Source organism: Microbacterium sp. P5_B6, assembly GCF_056400345.1.
Genome location: NZ_JBFULL010000004.1, coordinates 79,284 through 95,940, shown reverse-complemented (window position 1 = coordinate 95,940; position 16,657 = coordinate 79,284). Strand labels below are relative to the sequence as shown.

Below are 16,657 nucleotides of genomic sequence, written 5' to 3'. Positions count from 1 at the left end.
ATGGCGACTCTGAGGCGGATCCTGTCGTGGTGGGGCCAGGACTACGCCTACGCGGCGTACTGGCAGGTGCGCGGAACGCTGCGCCCCGGCCGCCGCGAGAGCTTCGAATCCGGCACCGGACGCCCGGTGGTCGTGGTGCCCGGCGTGTGGGAGCCGTGGGGGTTCCTCGGCCCCGTGATCGAGGCGCTGCATGACGCCGGGCATCCGGTTCATGTCGTTCCGGCACTGGGCCGCAACAGCCGGCCGGTGGCGGATGCTGCCCGCACCGTCGCGGGTTTCCTCGAGGAAGAGGACCTCCGTGACGTCGTCATCGTCGCCCACAGCAAGGGCGGTCTGATCGGCAAATACGTCATGAGCGAGTTCGACCCCGGCGACCGGATCACCTCGATGGTCGCGATCTGCACGCCGTTCGCCGGCTCCGAGTACGCGCGCTACATGGCGATGCGCACGCTCCGCGCGTTCTCGCCGAAGGATCCGACGACCGTGATGCTGCAGGCGAACCTCGAGACGAATGCCCGCATCACGACGATCGCCGGCGTGTTCGATCCGCACATCCCCACGATCGTCGGACTCGAGGGCGCCACGAACATCACGATCCAGGACGGCGGGCACTTCCGGCTGCTCGACCGGCCCGAGGTGATCGACATCGTGCTCGAGGTCGCCGGGCGATCGGCGTCGAAGCAGGAGGACATCGTCGACGACGCGGTTGCGGAGGAGAGCGACGACGCCTCCGTCCGCCCCGCGACAGCGGCCATCGACACGCCGCTGCCGCCGGATGCCGAGGTGTCGCGCGGGGGAACCCCCGAGACGCCTACCGTCCCGTGAACTGGGGCGGGCGCTTCTGCTGGAAGGCCGCGAAGCCCTCGCGGTAGTCGTCGCTGTCGCAGAGCGCCGCCTGGGCCGCGTTCTCGATGTCGAGGGCGTCCCAGAGCCCGAGCCGCTCGTCCCGCAGGCGCTGGACGAGCTCTTTGCTGGCGAGGAATGCTCGCGTCGCTCCCTGGGCTGCGCGTTCGGCGGCTGCGGTGGTCGCCGCGATCAGGTCGTCGGCCGGCAGCACCTGCGAGAACAGCCCGGACTGCACGGCCTCGGCGCCCGACATGAGGCGGCCGGTGTAGATCAGGTCGAGGGTCTTGTGCGCGCCGAGCCGCTCGAAGAACAGCGCATGCCCGCCCGAGTCGAGCGTCGCCCCGAGCGCGGCGAAGGGCGAGCCGATCTTCGCCGAGTCGGCGACGTAGACCACGTCGGTGGCGATCAAGAGGCCGAGCCCCACTCCGAGGCACGCGCCGTGCGCCGCGGCGAACGTGGGCGCCGGGAACGACGCCATGCGCCGCAGGAGCGGGGTGACGAGGCCGCCGAGGTAGCCCAGCACGTCGTCGTCGGCGGGATCGACCTCCGAGATGTCGCGCCCGGCGCAGAACGCGCGCCCTTCGCCCCGGAGGACGAGGGCGCGGACCCCGGATGCCTCTGCCTCGGCGTAGGCGACACCCAACTCGCGGATCGCCTCCTCGTCGAGGGCGTTGAGCTTGGCCGGGTTGTTCAGGACGACGTGGGCGACGGCATCCGTCACAGTCAGGTCGATCATGCCCGCTCACGCACCGACGTCTCGAGGGAGGTCATGAGGAGAGTATGCCCCCGCTCTCAGCCGGCCGCCTCCCAGACGTCGCGGGCCCGCAGAGTACGGACCGTGGTGACGGGCTGTGTCGCGAGCACGACCTTTCCGCGCGAGTGGAGCCGCTTGAGGTCGGTGTAGGCGTCGGACACATCGGCGAGCGGATAGAGACCCGACACGAGCAGCCGGAAGGCGCCCTTCTCGGCCAGATCCGCGACTCCCTGCAGCAGGGCGGTGCCGGTGCCGACCGACGCGGGGTCGTCCGCGAGCAGGCGCAGCTCCGTATCGCGGCGGTCCTCGCTGGAGCGGTAGCGCACGGCGGGGACGCCGAGGTCCTCTGCCAGCGCGCGTCCGTCCTGCCCGAAGTTGTCGATCAGCGCCGTGATCGGCCTGCCGTCCGCCGCCTTCCTGATCCGGTCGGCCACACCCGGTCCGTAGACGACGGGCTTGATGCCCAGCTGGCGCAGGTAGTCGAAGTTGCGCTCCCCGCAGGTCCCGATGACGAGGGCGCCCCGGAAGCGCGCGATCTGCGCCTCGATGCTTCCGACACCGCCTGCGGCGGCCGAGATCACGATCGCGTCGCCCGAGCCGATGCGCAGCTGATCGAGAGTGTCCAGGGCGGTCGCGCCCGCCAGGTAGAGCCCGCCGGCCACTTCCCATGGGATGCTGCGGGGCTTGTGCACGAGAGCCGCGGCGGGCACGGTCACCGCCGACGCATGAGCGCCTGAGCGCACGTGCCCGATCACGTCGGCACCGCGCCGGAAGCCCTGCACGCCCTCGCCGACCGCTGCGACGATCCCGGCGAAGTCACTTCCCGAACCTCGCGGGAAGGGATCTTCGGCGAACGCCTCCTCGGCGCCGCCGCGGATGAAGCCGTCGATGTGACTGATGCCGGACGTGACGACGTCCACGAGCACCTCGCCCGGCCCCGGCGGCGCCTGAGGTCGCGTGCGGACCTGCAGCACGTCCACGTCACCGGTCGAGTCGTACTCGACGACGACGGCATCCCCGCTTCTCTTCGCCATGATCCACCTCACTGTGCCCTCGACAGGCGCCGATGCCCGCACAGGGTTATTCCGGGCTCGGCGCCGGTTTGGATGCACCTTGTTCGGGCAGTGGTGCGCTCGCCGGGGCGACCTTGCTGCGCGTTCCCGAGGAGATCTGCAGAACAGAGGAGGATTCGGGCTGATTCCATCCTCGGGACTGCGGATCTCCTCGCTTGCGCGCGGTCAGACGTTCGGTCGCCAGGAGGCGCTTGCTGCGCGTTCCCGAGGAGATCTGCAGAACAGAGGAGGATTCGGGCTGATTCCATCCTCTGTACTGCGGATCTCCTCGCTTTCGCGCGGTCAGACGTTCGCTCGCCAGGAGGCGCTTGCTGCGCGTTCCCGAGGAGATCTGCAGAACAGAGGAGGATTCGGGCTGATTCCATCCTCGGGACTGCGGATCTCCTCGTTTGCGCGCGGTCAGACGTCGTAGTCGACGACGACCCGGGCGGTCTTCGGATGCGACTGACACGTGAGCACGTAGCCGCGCTCGAGTTCGTCGGGTTCGAGCGCGTAGTTCTCCGTCATCGCGACGGAGCCTTCGACGAGCCGCGCGCGGCACGTGCCGCAGACGCCCCCCGCGCACGCGAAGGGCACGTCGGGACGCACGCGCAGCGCCGCGTTGAGGATGGACTCGTGCGCGTCGACGGGACTCTCCACGCTCGTGGACTGGCCGTCGAGCGAGAACTCCAGGCGGTAGACCTGCTCGCCCTCGCGGACGACGACGGGGCGGCCGGTCGAGGGGGTCGCGCCGCCGGGCTCTCCCGTCGTGAAGAGCTCGTAGCGGATGTGCGCGGGGTCGACGCCGACGTCTTCAAGAGTGTCGCGGCACAGCTGCACGAGATCGAAGGGTCCGCAGAGGAACCACTCGTCGACGGTCTCGGGAAAGACGAGGGCGTCCAGGATGCTGCGCAGCCGCTCCTCGTCGATCCGGCCTGACAGCAGCGGCGCCGTGCGCTGCTCGCGCGAGAGCACGTGATGCAGCGCCAGCCGCGTCGGGTAGCGGTCCTTCAGCTCGGAGAGCTCCTCCACGAACATCACGTCGGTCGTCGAGCGGTTCGTGTACACGAGGGTGAACCGCGACGTCTCGGAGCGCGCGAGCACCGTGGCCGCCAGCGCCATGACGGGCGTGATGCCGGATCCCGCCGCGATCGCGGCGATATGCCGTCCGTCGAGATCGGCGAGCGTCGAGGTGAAGCTCCCCTGCGGGCTCATGACGTCGAGCGCATCGCCGGGTCGCAGCTCGCTCTGAGCCCACGTCGAGAAGCGTCCGCCCAGGTCGCGCTTGATCGCGACGCTGATCGTCTGAGGCCCGTCTCCTCCCCCGCCCGAGTCGATGGCGCGACAGAGCGAATACGAGCGGCGCACCTCCTGGCCGTCGAGGACGGTGCGCAGGGCCACGTGCTGTCCGGCCAGGTAGTCGTACTCGCCGCGCAGCTGCTCGGGGATCGCGAACGTCACCTCCACCGCGTCATCCGTCAGGGCGCGCACCGCCGCGACGCGCAGGGTGTGGAAGCGTGCGCGGTGCCGCGATCCCTGGGGACCACCGACGGCGCTCGCGAGGAAGCTCTCGGCGATGCGGGCGCTCTCGGCCCCGCCGGCCCCGCCCATCAGTTCAGACGCCATCAGTGCGCCTTGAAGTGGTCGAAGGGTTCGAGGCACGCCCGGCACTCGTAGAGCGCCTTGCAGGACGTCGAGCCGAACCGCGACACTTCGCGCGTGTCGAGCGAGCCGCACTGCGGACACCGGATGCTGAGCCGCACCGGAATCGGACCTCGCACGGCAGCCCGACCCGACGGAGGCGCGATGCCGAACGCTTCGAGCTTGCGCTTGCCCTCGTCGCTCATCCAGTCAGTCGTCCACGCCGGCGCGAGCGTCAGCCGCACCTCGACCTCGGCGAACCCCGCGGCGGAGAGGGCGAGGATGACGTCGTCGCGGATCACGTCGACCGCGGGGCATCCCGAATAGGTCGGCGTGATCATGACGGTCACACGCTCTCCGTCGACGTCGACACCGCGCAGGATGCCGAGATCCGCGATCGTGAGGACAGGGACCTCGGGATCGGCGACGGATGCCGCGATGGAATGCGCGAGGGCTGTGCGGTCTGTCGTGATCACCATGTCGCCCCCGGATGCTGTCGCGCGAGCACCTGCATCTCGGCGAGGAGGAAGCCGAGTGTCGCGGCGTGACTGCCGTGCCGGCCTCCCCCGGACGACACGAAGCTCGCGGGCAGCTCGATCTCGGCCTCCTCGAACACTGCGGCGATCACGGCGTCGAAGCCCGCGCGCAGCGCGGACGGGAGCACCGCGATGCCGGCGGCGGCGAGCGCGTCCATGAGCTGCTCGTCGCGGAAGAGCTCGTCGACATAGGGCCACACATCGGCGACGGCCCGCAGCATCCGTCGTCGGGATTCCTCGGTGCCGCCCCCAAGCCGGAGGGTCCACTGCACGGCGTGGTCGCGGTGGTACTCGACCTCTTTGACCGCTTTCGCCGCAACCGCCGCCAGCGTCGGGTCTGCCGAGCCCTGCAGCGCGGAGTACAGCTCGAACCAGTAGACGGATGCCGCCAGCTGGCGTGCGATCGTCTGCGCGAAGTCCCCGTTCGGCTGCTCGAACAGCCAGGCGCTGCGGAACTGGGGCTCGTCGCGCCAGTAGGCGAGGTCATCCTCGGTGCGGCCGTCCCACGAGCCGCTGTAGCGGAGCAGCGAGCGGGCGTGGCCGAGCAGGTCGAGGGCGATGTTGCCGAGCGCGACGTCCTCCTCGAGCTCGGGGGCCCGCGCGATCCAGGCGCCGAGCTGCTGGGCGAGGATCAGCGCGTCGTCGCCGAGCCAGAGGGCGTACTCGGCGACCTCGGCCGAGGCGGGGCGCGAGCCGAGGTCGGCGAGCTCGGACGAGAGCGCGAGCTCGTCGACGGTGACGCTGCCGTGCGGGTCGGTCACGGCCGACTCGCCGTGCGGGTCGGGTGCGCTGAAGCGGGTGGTCACAGGTGCGGCACCCCCTGCGAGGCGGTGTAGTACGTCGCGTGGCGATAGTTCTTGCCCGCGGGGCTCTCGAAGAAGGCGCCCTTGGCGTCGGGGTCGCTCGTCGTGATCGCATCCGCCGGCACGACCCACACCGAGGTGCCCTCCCCTCTGCGGGTGTACAGGTCGCGGGCGTTGCGGAGTGCGAAGTCGGCGTCAGGCGCGTGGAGCGAACCGGCGTGCACGTGGCTGAGCCCGCGGTTCGCGCGCACGAACACCTCCCAGAGGGGCCAGGTCTCGCGCTCCGAGGCGCCGGGACTGGTCATGACGCCACCGCCTCGCGCGCGGAGGCGGCGTCGGCGTCCGGGGCAGCGCCCGCGCCGGCGCCGGCGGCCGCCGATTCTCGGTCGGCCTGCTTCCGCGCGTACGCGGCAGCGGCCTCGCGGACCCAGGCACCGTCCTCGTGGGCCGTGCGACGGTTGCGGAGGCGCTCGGCGTTCATCGGTCCCCGGCCGGAGAGCACCTCCGTGAACTCGGTCCAGTCGATCTCGCTCATGTCCCACCGGGCCGTCTCGTCGTTCCAGCGGAGGTCCGGGTCGGGAAGGGTCACCCCGAGCACCTCGGCCTGGGGCACCAGCATCCCGATGAACCGCTGACGAAGCTCGTCGTTCGAGAAGCGCTTGATCTTCCAGGCCATCGACTGGGCCGAGTTGGGCGAGGCGTCATCGGGCGGACCGAACATCATGAGCGAGGGCCAGTACCACCGGTCGACAGCATCCTGCGCCATCTGGCGCTGAGCAGGGGTGCCCTGCATGAGCGTCAGCAGGATCTCGAAGCCCTGCCGCTGGTGGAACGACTCCTCTTTGCAGACGCGCACCATCGCGCGGCCGTACGGACCGTAGGACGCCCGGCACAACGGCACCTGGTTGCAGATGGCCGCCCCGTCGACGAGCCAGCCGATTGCGCCCATGTCCGCCCACGTCGGAGTCGGGTAGTTGAAGATCGACGAGTACTTGGCCTTGCCGTCGATCAGCTGCTGGGTCATCTCGTCGCGGGTGATCCCGAGGGTCTGCGCCGCGGAGTAGAGGTAAAGGCCGTGGCCGGCCTCGTCCTGCACCTTGGCCATGAGGATCGCCTTGCGCTTGAGGCTCGGCGCCCGGGTGATCCAGTTGCCCTCCGGCTGCATCCCGATGATCTCCGAGTGCGCGTGCTGCGAGATCTGCCGGATCAGCGTCTTGCGGTACGCCTCGGGCATCCAGTCGCGGGGCTCGATGCGCTGCTCGGCCTCGATGAGCGCGTCGAACGTCCGCTGCTCCTCGGCGACGTCGGCCTCGAGCACTCCTGAACCGGCTGTGCTGGTCATCGTCGACCTCCTCGCTCCGCGATCGGCCTCATTCCTGATCGATCGTTCAGTTATTCTAACGCGAGTCGGATGCCGCGGAAAGCCTCATCCGTCTGCTCGACGTCCTGTCGTGAGCGAGCGCCCGCGGAACTCCGCGACGACGTCGCCCGTCTCGTCGGTCACGGCCACATCGCAGATGCCGGAGCGGCCGACGACGGAGCGTACGGCCGCCCGAGCGGTGAGCGTCTGCCCCGCGCGGGTGGGCTTCAGGAACGAGATGTCGGCGCCCGACGACACGGTCACGATCTCGTCGTCGTTGCACGCGATCGCGAACGCCGTGTCGGCGACCGCGAAGACGAACCCGCCGTGGGTGATCCCGAAGCCGTTCGTCATGTCGTCGCGGACGACCATGGAGACCACGGCGACTCCCGGTTCATCGACCTCGACGACCATCCCGAGGGCGGCCGACGCCCTGTCGCGCTGCATCATGCGCCGGGTCGGGGCATCCGTCATCGGACGTCCTCCAGCGACTCCGCCTGCTGCTTGGCCACGAGCGTCAGCACGTCGTAGGTCGCCACGATCCCGTCGTCCTGGTTGAGGATGACGGCATCCCACCGCACTTCGCCGTACTCGTCGGTCTCTCGGGGGGTGATCTGCTTCGCCGTGAGGATCACCCGGATCGTGTCGCCCGGCGAGACCGGGGTGAGGAACCGCAGGTTCTCGAGGCCGTAGTTCGCGAGCACCGGACCCGGATCGGGATCGACGAAGAGCCCGGCTGCCCACGACACGAGGAGGTACCCGTGCGCCACCCGGCCGGGGAAGAACGGGTTGGCCTCGGCTGCCACCTCGTCCATGTGCGCGTAGAACGTGTCACCGGTGAACCGCGCGAACGTCTCGATGTCGTCGAGCGTCACCTCGCGCGAAGCCGAGACCACCTGATCGCCCAACTCGAGTTCAGCGAGCGACTTGCGGAACGGATGCCGCCCCTGCTGCACGGCGGCCCCCTGGTGCCACACGCCGGTCAGCGCAGTCAGCATCTCGGGCGAGCCCTGCACGGCCGTCCGCTGCATGTAGTGCAGGACGGCGCGGATGCCGCCCAGCTCTTCGCCGCCGCCCGCCCTTCCGGGGCCGCCGTGGACGAGGTGCGGGACCGGCGCGCCGTGCCCGGTGGAGGAGCGCGCGGTGTCGCGGCTGAGGAACAGCACGCGCCCGTTGAACGCCGCGATCCGGGTCATCAGCGCCGTGGCGACGTCGGGGTCGTTGGTCGCGACGCTCGTCACGAGCGACCCTCCGCCGAGGTCGACCAGCGCCGCCGCCTCGTCCAGGGTCCGGTACGCCAAGACGCTGGCCACCGGGCCGAACGCCTCGATCTCGTGGACGGCCGGAGCCGCGGCATCCGCGAATCCCACCAGGATCGGCTCGAGGAAGGCGCCGTCGCCGGCGGGGCCGGTCGAACCGTCCGCGCGCACGACCTCGGGGGCGTCCGTCGATCCGAGGAGCAGGCTCCCTCCCGCCGCTTCGAGTGCCCGGATGCTGGCCACCACCTCGTCGCGCTGCGCCCTCGAGACGAGGGGCCCCATCGTCACCGCATCGGCGTGGGGGTCCCCGATCACCACGCGCTCGGCGACCTTGTCGCGCACGGCCTCGACGAGGGCGTCGACCGATGCCGCCGGGACGATGGCCCGCCGGATGGCGGTGCACTTCTGCCCCGCCTTGGTGGTCAGCTCGACCACGAGCTGCCGGACGTACGCGTCGAACTCGGGGGTGCCGGGCACCGCGTCGGGTCCCAGCACCGAGGCGTTGATGGAGTCGGTCTCGCTCGTGAAGCGCACGCCGGGCGCGGCCTCGACCTGCAGGCGTGCGGCGGTCGACGCACTGCCGGTGAAGCTCACAGTGTCGCCCAGCCCCAGGTGGCTGAAGAGGTCGGGCACGCTCCCGCTCACGAGCTGGAGGGACCCCTCGGGAAGGCTGCCGGTCTCAACGAGGATGCGCACCCATGCCTCGGCGAGATACGCCGTGGGCGTTGCGGGCTTCACGACGGTCGGCACACCCGCCAGGAACGCCGGCGCGAACTTCTCGAGGGCCCCCCACACCGGGAAGTTGAAGGCGTTGATCTGGACGGCGACACCCGGGAGCCGCGTGTAGATGTGGCGGCCGAGGAACGAGCCGTCCTTGGAGAGCGGCTCGACGGGCCCGTCGAGGTAGACGGTGGTGTTCGGCAGCTCGCGCCGTCCCTTGGACGAGTAGGTGAAGAGGACGCCGATGCCGCCGTCGACGTCACCGAGGGCGTCGCGCTGCGTCGCACCGGCGCGCTTCGACAGGTCGTAGAGCTCCTGCTTGCGGTCGGTGAGCGCGAGCGCGAACTCCTTGAGCAGCACGGCTCGCTGATGGAACGTCAGTGCGCCGAGGGATGCCTGACCCGTCGAGCGCGCGTACTCCAGCGCCCCGTCGAGATCCGCCCCCTCGGCGCTGACGCGGACGATCGGGTCCCCCGTCGATGGATCGCGCACCAGGGCTCCGCCCGAGTCGCCGAGGCCCTCGGGCGCCCACCACTCCCCCTGCAGATAGCTCGGCAGCACTCCGGTCATCTTCCGCTCCCTGTTCAGCTCCATACGTAGAACCCCTCGCCGCTCTTGCGTCCGAGCTGCCCGTCGGCGACCATGCGGCGCAGCAGCTCGGGCGGCGCGAATCGCTCCCCCAGCCGCTCGTGCAGCCCCTCGGCGATCGCCAGCCGCACATCCAGGCCCACGAGATCGGTCGTCCGCAAGGGACCGAGCGGATGCCGGTACCCCAGCTGCATGGCGGTGTCGATGTCGGCCGCCGAGGCGACGCCGTCCTCGAGCATGCGGATGGCTTCGAGCGCGAGCGCGACGCCCAGGCGGCTCGAGGCGAAGCCCGGCGCGTCGCGGACGACGATCGGCGCCTTGCCGAGTGCCTCGACCCATCCCCGGGCACGCTCGACCAGCGCCGGCGAGGTCGCGGCGCCCGTCACGATCTCCACGAGTTGCGACGCGGGAACCGGGTTGAAGAAGTGCAGGCCCAGGAACCGCTCAGGCCGCTCGAGCGCCGATGCCAGACCGTCGATCGACAGTGAGCTCGTGTTCGAGGCGATGACAGCGTCGGCCGCCATCGCGTGCTCGAGGCTGGCCAGCGCTGCCCGCTTGAGCTCGGGGTGCTCGGGCACCGCCTCGACCACGAGCCCGCACCCGGCGAAGGCGGCAGCGTCCGTCGCGGTCGACACGAGCGGCACGAGGTCCTCGAGCGAACGAGCCGTCGTGCCGAGTTCGACGCTGCGAGTCAGGCTCTCGGAGATGCGGGCCTCCGCCCGTTCCGCCGCCGACTCGTCGGCTTCGACCACGATGACCCGGGCGCCGGCGAGCGCGAATGCGTGGGCGATACCCGCGCCCATGCGCCCCGCCCCGAGTACGCCCACGACGGGCGGAAGGCCGGGGTCGCTGCCCGCGGCGGCGGCATCCGTCATCGTCTTCTCGCCTCCAGGAACTGCGTCATGCGCTCGGCCTTCTCGGGCCGGTCGAACAGCTCCGCCTGCAGCTCGAGCTCGACCTCGGGATGCGCGTCGGGAGCCGCCCGCAGCGCGGTCTTGGTGTGGCGGGTCGCGAGCGGGTCGTTCGCCGCGATGCGGTCGGCGATGGCGTGCGCGGCGGCGAGCAGGTCGCCGGGCTCGTGGAGCGACGACAGCAGGCCCCACGCGAGCGCCTCATCGGCGTCGAGGATCCGGCCGGTGAGCAGCAGCTCGGCCGCCCGCGCAGGCCCGACGATCACCGGAAGACGCCACGTCGCCCCGGCGGCGGCGATGATCGCGAGGCTCGTCTCCGGGTTGCCGAATCGCGTCCGGACAGTCCCGATGCGGATGTCGGCGGCATAGGCGAGCTCGGCTCCGCCGCCGAGGGCATGGCCGTCGACGGCCGCGATGACCGGCATCGGCAGCGCGGCGAGCCGCGAGAAGGCATGCGTGTTGATGCCTCTGAGCGCATCCTCCGCGCGCCGCTCGCGCAGCTCCGCGATGTCTGCCCCTGAGGCGAACACGCCACCCGCCCCGGTCACGATCAGGATCGCCGGTGTCTCCTCCAGCTCGGCGCAGAGCGCGTGCAACTCGTCGACCATCGCGAGATCGATTGCATTGCGGGTCGCCGGTCGATCGAGCGTCGCCACCACCCGATCGCCGCGCCGCTCGATGAGCAGACGGGGCGGGATGCTGTCCGCCATGGCTGAGCTCCGGGTTCTCCGATTATCTAACCGATCGTTCAGTAATCATGGCAGACACTGAGCGACTGGCCAAGGGGCGCGCTCATTCGTGCCTCGTGAGTGGAAGACTGACCCCATGACGGAGCCCAGGACGGAGCCGGCGGAGCCCACCACTGAGCCGGCGGCCCCGCGCCTCGACGACGCCACGACGGCGACGCCGGACGCGCCCGCCACCGCCGCGCGACGCGGCCGGCCCGGCTACGACCGCGCCCGGATCCTCGAGGTCGCCGTCGGGCTCTTCAACGAGCAGGGATACGACGCGACCTCCGTCTCCGACCTGGCACTGCGGCTCGGTCTCACGAAATCGGCGCTGTACCACCACTTCGACTCCAAGGAGCAGCTGCTCGCAGAGGCGCTGGACGACGCCCTGAGCGCGCTCGAGGGTGTCCTCGCCGAGCCCGAGGCCACGACCGGCACGCCGGCGGAGCGGCTCGACTTCGTGCTGCGCGCGGCCGTCGACGTGCTCATCGAACGACTCCCCTCGGTGACCCTGCTGCTGCGGGTGCGCGGCAACAGCACCACCGAGCGCGACGCGCTCGAACGACGGCGGGCGTTCGACCAGCATGTGACGGCACTCGTCACCGAGGCGCAGGTCGCCGGCCTCGTGCGCTCGGACATCGACGGGGCCGTCACCACTCGCCTCGTGTTCGGCATGATCAACTCGCTCGTCGAGTGGTACCGGCCCGCCGGCTCCATCGACCGCGCCCGCCTCGCTCACGACGTCGTGACGATCGCGCTCGACGGCATGCGCACGCGCTGAGCGCGGCATCCCGCCCCCGCAGATCAGGGAGCGAAGACCTGGGCGACCCGGTCCAGCGCGTCGGGGACGAGCGAGTAGTACGCCCAGGTGCCCCGTTTGCTGCGCGTCAGGAAGCCTGCCGAGGTGAGCACCTTGAGGTGGTGCGAAACGGTCGGCTGCGAAAGGCCGATCGGCTCGATCAGGTCGCAGACGCAGGCTTCCGCACCGGCGGAAGCCGCCACGATCGACAGCAGACGCAGGCGCGCCGGGTCTGCGAGCGCCTTCATCGTCACCGCGAGACTCTCAGCCTCGGCCGCTGTCAGCGGCTCGCGCACGAGCGGCGCGCAGCACGGGCCGGCGCCGGCTGATGAGACGTCCGTGACATCGAGCATCGTGACCATGCATTGATACTAATCGATATTGACAATCATCGATACAGCGGACGAGAATCCAGTATCGACCGTCATCGATCAACAGGATTCTCATGACCCTTATCGACCTCACGCCTTCCGCCGGCACCGCTTCGCGGCTGACCTCCCTCCCCGTCGCCATCATCGGCGCGGGCCCCGTGGGCCTCTCCGCGGCGGCGCACCTCATCGAGCGCGGCATCGACTTCACCATCTTCGAGGCGGGGACGGATGCCGCGGCCAGCGTCCGGGCGTGGGGTCACACCCGGCTCTTCTCGCCATGGATGCACCTTGTCGATCCCGCCGCCCGGCGACTGCTCGAGACGACCGGCTGGACACTTCCCGACCCGGAGCGAGCGCCGACCGGGATCGAGCTCGTCGAGCAGTACCTCGGGCCGCTCGCAGCCCTCGAGCCCATCGCATCGCGACTGCGCACCCGCACAGGAGTCCAGGCGGTCTCTCGTGAAGGCATGGACCGCACCCGCACACGCGGCCGGGCGGCGACCCCGTTCGCGCTGCGCATCGGGACGCCGGATGGCCACGTCGAGGATGTCGCGGCGCGCGCCGTGATCGACGCCTCCGGCACCTATCTCTCCCCCAACTCGTTGTCATCCAGCGGTCTCGACCTGCTGGGGTTCAGCGACATCGCCGATCGCGTGCAACCCGCCCTGCCGGATGTGCTGGGTCGTGATCGGCCCATCTTCCGGGGCCGCCGTACCACCGTGGTGGGCGCGGGGCATTCGGCGGCCAACACGCTCCTCGCGCTCGCCGAACTCGCGCGCGAGGAGCCCGGTACGAAGGTCGCCTGGCTCATCCGGAACCCGCGGGCGGTGCGGGTCTCCTCGTCGCCGGACGACGAACTTCCCGGCCGCGCACATCTCGGCGGTCGGGTGGGTGCAGCCGTCGCCGAAGGACAGATCGAGGTAATCGACAGCTTCGAGATCCTCCGCGCACGCCGCCGGGGCGACGACGTCGACCTCGTCGGTCACCGCCGCGGCGTTCTCGTCACCCACACGACCGATGTCGTCGTCAACGCGACGGGCTTCCGTCCCGACCTTTCGCCGCTGCGCGAGATCCGGCTCGAGCTGGACGAGATCGTCGAAGCCCCGAAGCGCCTGGCACCGCTGATCGACCCGAATGTCCACTCGTGCGGCACCGTCGAGCCGCACGGCTTCCGAGAGCTCACTCATCCGGAGCCGGGCTTCTTCATCGTCGGCATGAAGTCCTACGGCCGGGYTCCGACTTTCCTCCTTGCGACCGGATATGAGCAGGTGCGATCGGTCGTCGCGTGGCTCGCGGGCGATGCTGCCGGCGCCTCGAGCATCCAACTGGTGCTTCCGGCGACGGGAGTGTGCTCGACGGCCGAGGGTGGCTGCTGCTGATGCCGCGCATCCGTGAGCTCACAGCGGCGGACTGGAGGGCCGTCGAGGAGGCGTACCGGCACGGCATCGAGGATGGCGAGGCGACGTTCGAGACGAGCACCCCGTCGTGGGAGGCGTTCGACGCTGGCAAGGTCCCTTCACCGCGCCTGGTCGCCGAGGACGATGACGCGCGCGTGCTCGGCTGGGCCGCAGCATCCCTCGTCTCGACCCGCGCCGCATATCGAGGCGTCATCGAGCACTCGGTCTATCTGCACCGCGACGCGCGGGGGCGCGGGATGGGACGGATGCTGCTCACGGCGTTCGTCGACGCCGCGGACGAGGCCGGATACTGGACGATCCAGTCGAGCATCTTCCCCGAGAACCGGGCGAGCCTGGCACTCCACGAGGCTGCCGGCTTCCGGGTGGTCGGACGCCGGGAGCGCATCGCCCGCTCGGCTCTCGGCGAGCATGCCGGAAAGTGGCGCGACACGCTGCTCGTCGAGCGCCGCAGCGCGCGGAACGGCGCCGACTGACCCGACCCGGCAGCGGTGATTCAGCCCGAGACCACCGAACTCCACACGGCCCGGGCTCCGGCATCGCCGATGAGGATGACGTCGATGATGATGCCGACCGCCACGACGACCGCGAGCACCTTCAGCACGATGTCGATCGCGACGACGCCGCCGCGCGGCATCCGCTTCTCGGCCCATCCTCTGCCGGAGAACCTGCCCCACCCACTGCGCGAGGGCGTGCCGGTCCGCGCCCACAGCCACACGGCGGTCGCCACGACGAAGAGCCCGATCGCCCACGGCAGGAGCGTGTCGCCGAGTTCGGCATGTCGCTCGACGGCGTCGGTGAGCACCACGGCATCGCGCAGCGCTCCGCCCGCGTTCGCCGTGATGGGCACCAGAACGAGCACGAGGAGCGCAGCCAGCGGCGTCACGATGCCGAGACGGCGGGCGGCCGTCGGCCAGAAGGCGTGCAGCAGCAGCGCGAGCGCCGTCAGCGGCGTGAGCACGACGACGGCGTGCACGAGGAGCACATGGAGGGGCAGACCCGCGATCGTGTAGGAATCCATGTCGAGATCACGACACGGCGGGCTCCGCGGTTCAGGGAAGGCGCGCGGGCCTCAGATCGCGCTGCTCGACGGCAGACACGTGAGCGCCTCCCGCGGCGGCCGCGGCGGGGCACGCGGATGGGTCGAACCGATCCGACAGCGCATAGCGCAGCAGCACCACGTCCCCGATCTGCCGGGTCTCGGCGAGTGTCGCGCGGTGCTTCACCGTCCAGGGGAAGTGGCCGGATTCGACGAAGCGAGGAGCCCGCGACTCGCCCACGAAGAAGGGAGCCACCACCAGCTGCAGCTCATCGGCGAGTTGGTCGGTCAGGAACTGCGTGTGCACGTGCCCCCCGCCCTCGACCATCAGCCGCTTGATGCCGCGCAACTCGAGGTCGAGCAGGACGTCGCACATCGCGACCTCGTCGCCGTGCAGACCGACGACCGTGGCGGCACCGCCGAGCTTCGCGGCGAGCGCCTGCTCGACCGCTTCGGGGCAGTAGACGATCTTCTCGGCATCCCCTTCCCGAAAGAACGCGGCGTCGGCCGAGATGTCACCGGATGCCGTCACTGTGACCTTGGCGGGAGATTCGGCGCGCCCTGACGCGGTGCGCTGCCGCCGCCGCTCCGCACTGCGCACGAGCAGCCGGGGGTCGTCACGTCGGACGGTGGAGGCGCCCACGAGGATGGCGTCGCTGTCGGCGCGGAGCTGGTCGACGCGGTCGAAGTCTGCGCTGTTCGACATGGCGAGCTTGTGCGGATCGGCGCTGTCCAGGTAGCCGTCGATCGACATCGCGCAGCTCAGGGTGACGTATGGCCTGGTCATATCGTCGGCTCCTCTCGTGAGGCGAGGGTGACGGGGTCTGGGGAGGCCAGGGCTCGCCGGTGCCGCAGCGCCGACGCGCCGATGACCACGGCTCCGGGAGTCAGCGCGATCATAGCGAGCACGCCATACGCCGTCGAGGCCGCGATGCCATCCGCTGCTCCCAGGCCGACGACGCCGAACGCCCACGCAGCGGCGCCCTCGCGCGGCCCCCAGCCTCCGACGGCTAATGGAAGGGATGCTGCGAGCACGACGACGATCGAGACCGCGACGACGCGCTCCGGGGAGGCCTCGATCCCCACCGCGAAGCACGCCACGACGAACGTCGCGACGTGACACGACACGACGAGCGCCGATGCGACGACGACCCGCACGACCGTGCAGCGCGGGGCGAACGCCGCCCGCGCGCGGGAAAGCTCGCGCGCGACGAGCCTGCGGACCCGGCGGCTCAGGGCGAGGACGAGCCCGACGGCGGCGCAGCCCACGAGGAGCGCGAGCAGCACGCCGTCCACGGCGCTCGAATACGCGGTCACCCCCAGCCCGGCCAGCACGACCGCGGCCAGCACCAGCTGGACGGCCTGCCCCGCTGCGCGCTCCGACACGACGGCACGGGAGGCATCCGGAATGCGCGCCTCCTCGATGCCGTGCGCGAACGCGCGGTGCACGTCGCCCATCACTCCGCCGGGCAGCACGCTGTTGAGGAACTGCGACCGGTAGTAGGACGCGAACGCGCTCCCCGGCCCGAGCGGTACGCCCAGGCCTGCAGAGACGAGCCGCCAGCGCCACGCGGCTGCCCACGTGGCGATCGCCGTCAGGCTCGCGGCCGCGGCGATGGCGCCTGGAGTCACCGATGTCAGGCCGCGGATGAACGGCTCGCCGCCCGCGATCGCGACGATTCCGGCGAGGATCGCGATGCCCGCCACTGCGTTGAGGCCGGCGCGCGCCCGTGGCGAGCGGAGCACGGCTCGGCACCGCTGGCGGAGAACCGTCCGCGCACCCATGGCACCCGCCGTGCCCCCGCCGCCCGCGGTGTTCACGGCGTTCATGGCGT

At 70.8% G+C, this 16,657-nt stretch carries 19 protein-coding genes; 4 read left to right on the top strand and 15 right to left on the bottom strand.

Going from position 1 to position 16,657, the window contains the following annotated elements; genetic code table 11:
- The gene (locus tag AC1DP3_RS07085) at positions 1-825 is read left to right on the top strand and encodes an alpha/beta hydrolase (RefSeq protein ID WP_477292448.1); all 825 of its coding nucleotides are present in this window, start codon (positions 1-3) and stop codon (positions 823-825) included.
- On the opposite strand, the gene AC1DP3_RS07080 is transcribed toward AC1DP3_RS07085, so the two are convergent.
- The 11 genes from AC1DP3_RS07080 to AC1DP3_RS07030 all read right to left on the bottom strand — a co-directional run bounded on the left by AC1DP3_RS07080 (position 812) and on the right by AC1DP3_RS07030 (position 11,180).
- Entirely contained in the window at positions 812-1,582 is a 771-nt protein-coding gene (locus tag AC1DP3_RS07080) for an enoyl-CoA hydratase/isomerase family protein (protein WP_477292447.1), read from the bottom strand. The two genes, AC1DP3_RS07085 and AC1DP3_RS07080, sit on opposite strands and share 14 nt — an antisense overlap.
- 56 nt (positions 1,583-1,638) lie before the next feature.
- Positions 1,639-2,634, bottom strand: coding sequence for an NADP-dependent oxidoreductase (locus tag AC1DP3_RS07075; RefSeq protein WP_477292446.1), 996 nt, complete (start codon positions 2,632-2,634; stop codon positions 1,639-1,641).
- 438 nt (positions 2,635-3,072) lie between these two features.
- Positions 3,073-4,278, bottom strand: a complete 1,206-nt coding sequence (gene paaE / locus AC1DP3_RS07070; protein WP_477292445.1) for a 1,2-phenylacetyl-CoA epoxidase subunit PaaE — start codon at positions 4,276-4,278, stop codon at positions 3,073-3,075.
- Entirely contained in the window at positions 4,278-4,772 is a 495-nt protein-coding gene (gene paaD, locus AC1DP3_RS07065) for a 1,2-phenylacetyl-CoA epoxidase subunit PaaD (protein WP_477292444.1), read from the bottom strand. Before paaD ends, paaE begins: the two co-directional genes overlap by 1 nt.
- Positions 4,766-5,635 (bottom strand): 1,2-phenylacetyl-CoA epoxidase subunit PaaC, encoded by an 870-nt coding sequence (gene paaC, locus AC1DP3_RS07060; RefSeq protein ID WP_477292443.1) that lies wholly within the window; start codon positions 5,633-5,635, stop codon positions 4,766-4,768. The genes paaD and paaC overlap by 7 nt, the downstream gene beginning before the upstream one ends.
- A complete protein-coding gene (paaB, locus tag AC1DP3_RS07055) occupies positions 5,632-5,937 on the bottom strand; it encodes a 1,2-phenylacetyl-CoA epoxidase subunit PaaB (protein ID WP_477292442.1) in 306 nt (101 codons plus the stop codon). The genes paaC and paaB overlap by 4 nt, the downstream gene beginning before the upstream one ends.
- Complete coding sequence (gene paaA, locus AC1DP3_RS07050; protein ID WP_477292441.1) at positions 5,934-6,974, bottom strand: 1,2-phenylacetyl-CoA epoxidase subunit PaaA; 1,041 nt, start codon at positions 6,972-6,974, stop codon at positions 5,934-5,936. The genes paaB and paaA overlap by 4 nt, the downstream gene beginning before the upstream one ends.
- Before the next feature lie 84 nt (positions 6,975-7,058).
- Complete coding sequence (gene paaI / locus AC1DP3_RS07045) at positions 7,059-7,466, bottom strand: hydroxyphenylacetyl-CoA thioesterase PaaI (RefSeq protein ID WP_477292440.1); 408 nt, start codon at positions 7,464-7,466, stop codon at positions 7,059-7,061.
- On the bottom strand, positions 7,463-9,541 hold the full coding sequence (gene paaZ / locus AC1DP3_RS07040; protein WP_477292439.1) for a phenylacetic acid degradation bifunctional protein PaaZ: 2,079 nt from the start codon (positions 9,539-9,541) through the stop codon (positions 7,463-7,465). Before paaZ ends, paaI begins: the two co-directional genes overlap by 4 nt.
- Before the next feature lie 14 nt (positions 9,542-9,555).
- Positions 9,556-10,434, bottom strand: a complete 879-nt coding sequence (locus tag AC1DP3_RS07035; protein ID WP_477292438.1) for a 3-hydroxyacyl-CoA dehydrogenase family protein — start codon at positions 10,432-10,434, stop codon at positions 9,556-9,558.
- On the bottom strand, positions 10,431-11,180 hold the full coding sequence (locus AC1DP3_RS07030; protein ID WP_477292437.1) for an enoyl-CoA hydratase/isomerase family protein: 750 nt from the start codon (positions 11,178-11,180) through the stop codon (positions 10,431-10,433). Before AC1DP3_RS07030 ends, AC1DP3_RS07035 begins: the two co-directional genes overlap by 4 nt.
- A gap of 115 nt (positions 11,181-11,295) precedes the next feature.
- Here AC1DP3_RS07030 and AC1DP3_RS07025 point away from each other — a divergent pair, with 115 nt between their 5' ends.
- Positions 11,296-11,979 carry a TetR/AcrR family transcriptional regulator gene (locus AC1DP3_RS07025; protein WP_477292436.1) on the top strand — a complete coding sequence of 228 codons (684 nt, stop codon included), beginning with the start codon at positions 11,296-11,298 and terminating at the stop codon, positions 11,977-11,979.
- Between the two features lie 23 nt (positions 11,980-12,002).
- Here the strand turns inward: AC1DP3_RS07025 and AC1DP3_RS07020 are convergent, their stop codons facing one another.
- On the bottom strand, positions 12,003-12,359 hold the full coding sequence (locus tag AC1DP3_RS07020) for an ArsR/SmtB family transcription factor (RefSeq protein WP_477292435.1): 357 nt from the start codon (positions 12,357-12,359) through the stop codon (positions 12,003-12,005).
- 83 nt (positions 12,360-12,442) lie between these two features.
- Here AC1DP3_RS07020 and AC1DP3_RS07015 point away from each other — a divergent pair, with 83 nt between their 5' ends.
- Positions 12,443-13,747 (top strand): FAD-dependent oxidoreductase, encoded by a 1,305-nt coding sequence (locus AC1DP3_RS07015; RefSeq protein ID WP_477292434.1) that lies wholly within the window; start codon positions 12,443-12,445, stop codon positions 13,745-13,747.
- The gene (locus tag AC1DP3_RS07010; RefSeq protein ID WP_477292433.1) at positions 13,747-14,259 is read left to right on the top strand and encodes an N-acetyltransferase family protein; all 513 of its coding nucleotides are present in this window, start codon (positions 13,747-13,749) and stop codon (positions 14,257-14,259) included. The genes AC1DP3_RS07015 and AC1DP3_RS07010 overlap by 1 nt, the downstream gene beginning before the upstream one ends.
- 20 nt (positions 14,260-14,279) lie before the next feature.
- Here AC1DP3_RS07010 and AC1DP3_RS07005 read toward each other — a convergent pair whose 3' ends face one another.
- The 3 genes from AC1DP3_RS07005 to AC1DP3_RS06995 are packed head-to-tail and all read right to left on the bottom strand — an operon-like array spanning position 14,280 to position 16,652.
- On the bottom strand, positions 14,280-14,804 hold the full coding sequence (locus AC1DP3_RS07005) for a hypothetical protein (protein WP_477292432.1): 525 nt from the start codon (positions 14,802-14,804) through the stop codon (positions 14,280-14,282).
- Between the two features lie 31 nt (positions 14,805-14,835).
- Positions 14,836-15,609: a RibD family protein gene (locus tag AC1DP3_RS07000; RefSeq protein ID WP_477292431.1), complete on the bottom strand. Its 774-nt coding sequence runs from the start codon at positions 15,607-15,609 to the stop codon at positions 14,836-14,838.
- On the bottom strand, positions 15,606-16,652 hold the full coding sequence (locus AC1DP3_RS06995) for a lysylphosphatidylglycerol synthase transmembrane domain-containing protein (RefSeq protein WP_477292643.1): 1,047 nt from the start codon (positions 16,650-16,652) through the stop codon (positions 15,606-15,608). Before AC1DP3_RS06995 ends, AC1DP3_RS07000 begins: the two co-directional genes overlap by 4 nt.
- Positions 16,653-16,657 lie beyond the last annotated feature (5 nt).

Bases quoted from the DNA above. Each gene is read 5' to 3' on its own strand.
- AC1DP3_RS07085 (WP_477292448.1), top strand. From the start codon at position 1: ATGGCGACTCTGAGGCGGATCCTGTCGTGGTGGGGCCAGGACTACGCC.
- AC1DP3_RS07080 (WP_477292447.1), bottom strand. From the start codon at position 1,582: ATGATCGACCTGACTGTGACGGATGCCGTCGCCCACGTCGTCCTGAAC.
- AC1DP3_RS07075 (WP_477292446.1), bottom strand. From the start codon at position 2,634: ATGGCGAAGAGAAGCGGGGATGCCGTCGTCGTCGAGTACGACTCGACC.
- paaE (WP_477292445.1), bottom strand. From the start codon at position 4,278: ATGGCGTCTGAACTGATGGGCGGGGCCGGCGGGGCCGAGAGCGCCCGC.
- paaD (WP_477292444.1), bottom strand. From the start codon at position 4,772: ATGGTGATCACGACAGACCGCACAGCCCTCGCGCATTCCATCGCGGCA.
- paaB (WP_477292442.1), bottom strand. From the start codon at position 5,937: ATGACCAGTCCCGGCGCCTCGGAGCGCGAGACCTGGCCCCTCTGGGAG.
- paaA (WP_477292441.1), bottom strand. From the start codon at position 6,974: ATGACCAGCACAGCCGGTTCAGGAGTGCTCGAGGCCGACGTCGCCGAG.
- paaI (WP_477292440.1), bottom strand. From the start codon at position 7,466: ATGACGGATGCCCCGACCCGGCGCATGATGCAGCGCGACAGGGCGTCG.
- paaZ (WP_477292439.1), bottom strand. From the start codon at position 9,541: ATGACCGGAGTGCTGCCGAGCTATCTGCAGGGGGAGTGGTGGGCGCCC.
- AC1DP3_RS07035 (WP_477292438.1), bottom strand. From the start codon at position 10,434: ATGACGGATGCCGCCGCCGCGGGCAGCGACCCCGGCCTTCCGCCCGTC.
- AC1DP3_RS07030 (WP_477292437.1), bottom strand. From the start codon at position 11,180: ATGGCGGACAGCATCCCGCCCCGTCTGCTCATCGAGCGGCGCGGCGAT.
- AC1DP3_RS07025 (WP_477292436.1), top strand. From the start codon at position 11,296: ATGACGGAGCCCAGGACGGAGCCGGCGGAGCCCACCACTGAGCCGGCG.
- AC1DP3_RS07020 (WP_477292435.1), bottom strand. From the start codon at position 12,359: ATGGTCACGATGCTCGATGTCACGGACGTCTCATCAGCCGGCGCCGGC.
- AC1DP3_RS07010 (WP_477292433.1), top strand. From the start codon at position 13,747: ATGCCGCGCATCCGTGAGCTCACAGCGGCGGACTGGAGGGCCGTCGAG.
- AC1DP3_RS07005 (WP_477292432.1), bottom strand. From the start codon at position 14,804: ATGGATTCCTACACGATCGCGGGTCTGCCCCTCCATGTGCTCCTCGTG.
- AC1DP3_RS07000 (WP_477292431.1), bottom strand. From the start codon at position 15,609: ATGACCAGGCCATACGTCACCCTGAGCTGCGCGATGTCGATCGACGGC.
- AC1DP3_RS06995 (WP_477292643.1), bottom strand. From the start codon at position 16,652: ATGAACGCCGTGAACACCGCGGGCGGCGGGGGCACGGCGGGTGCCATG.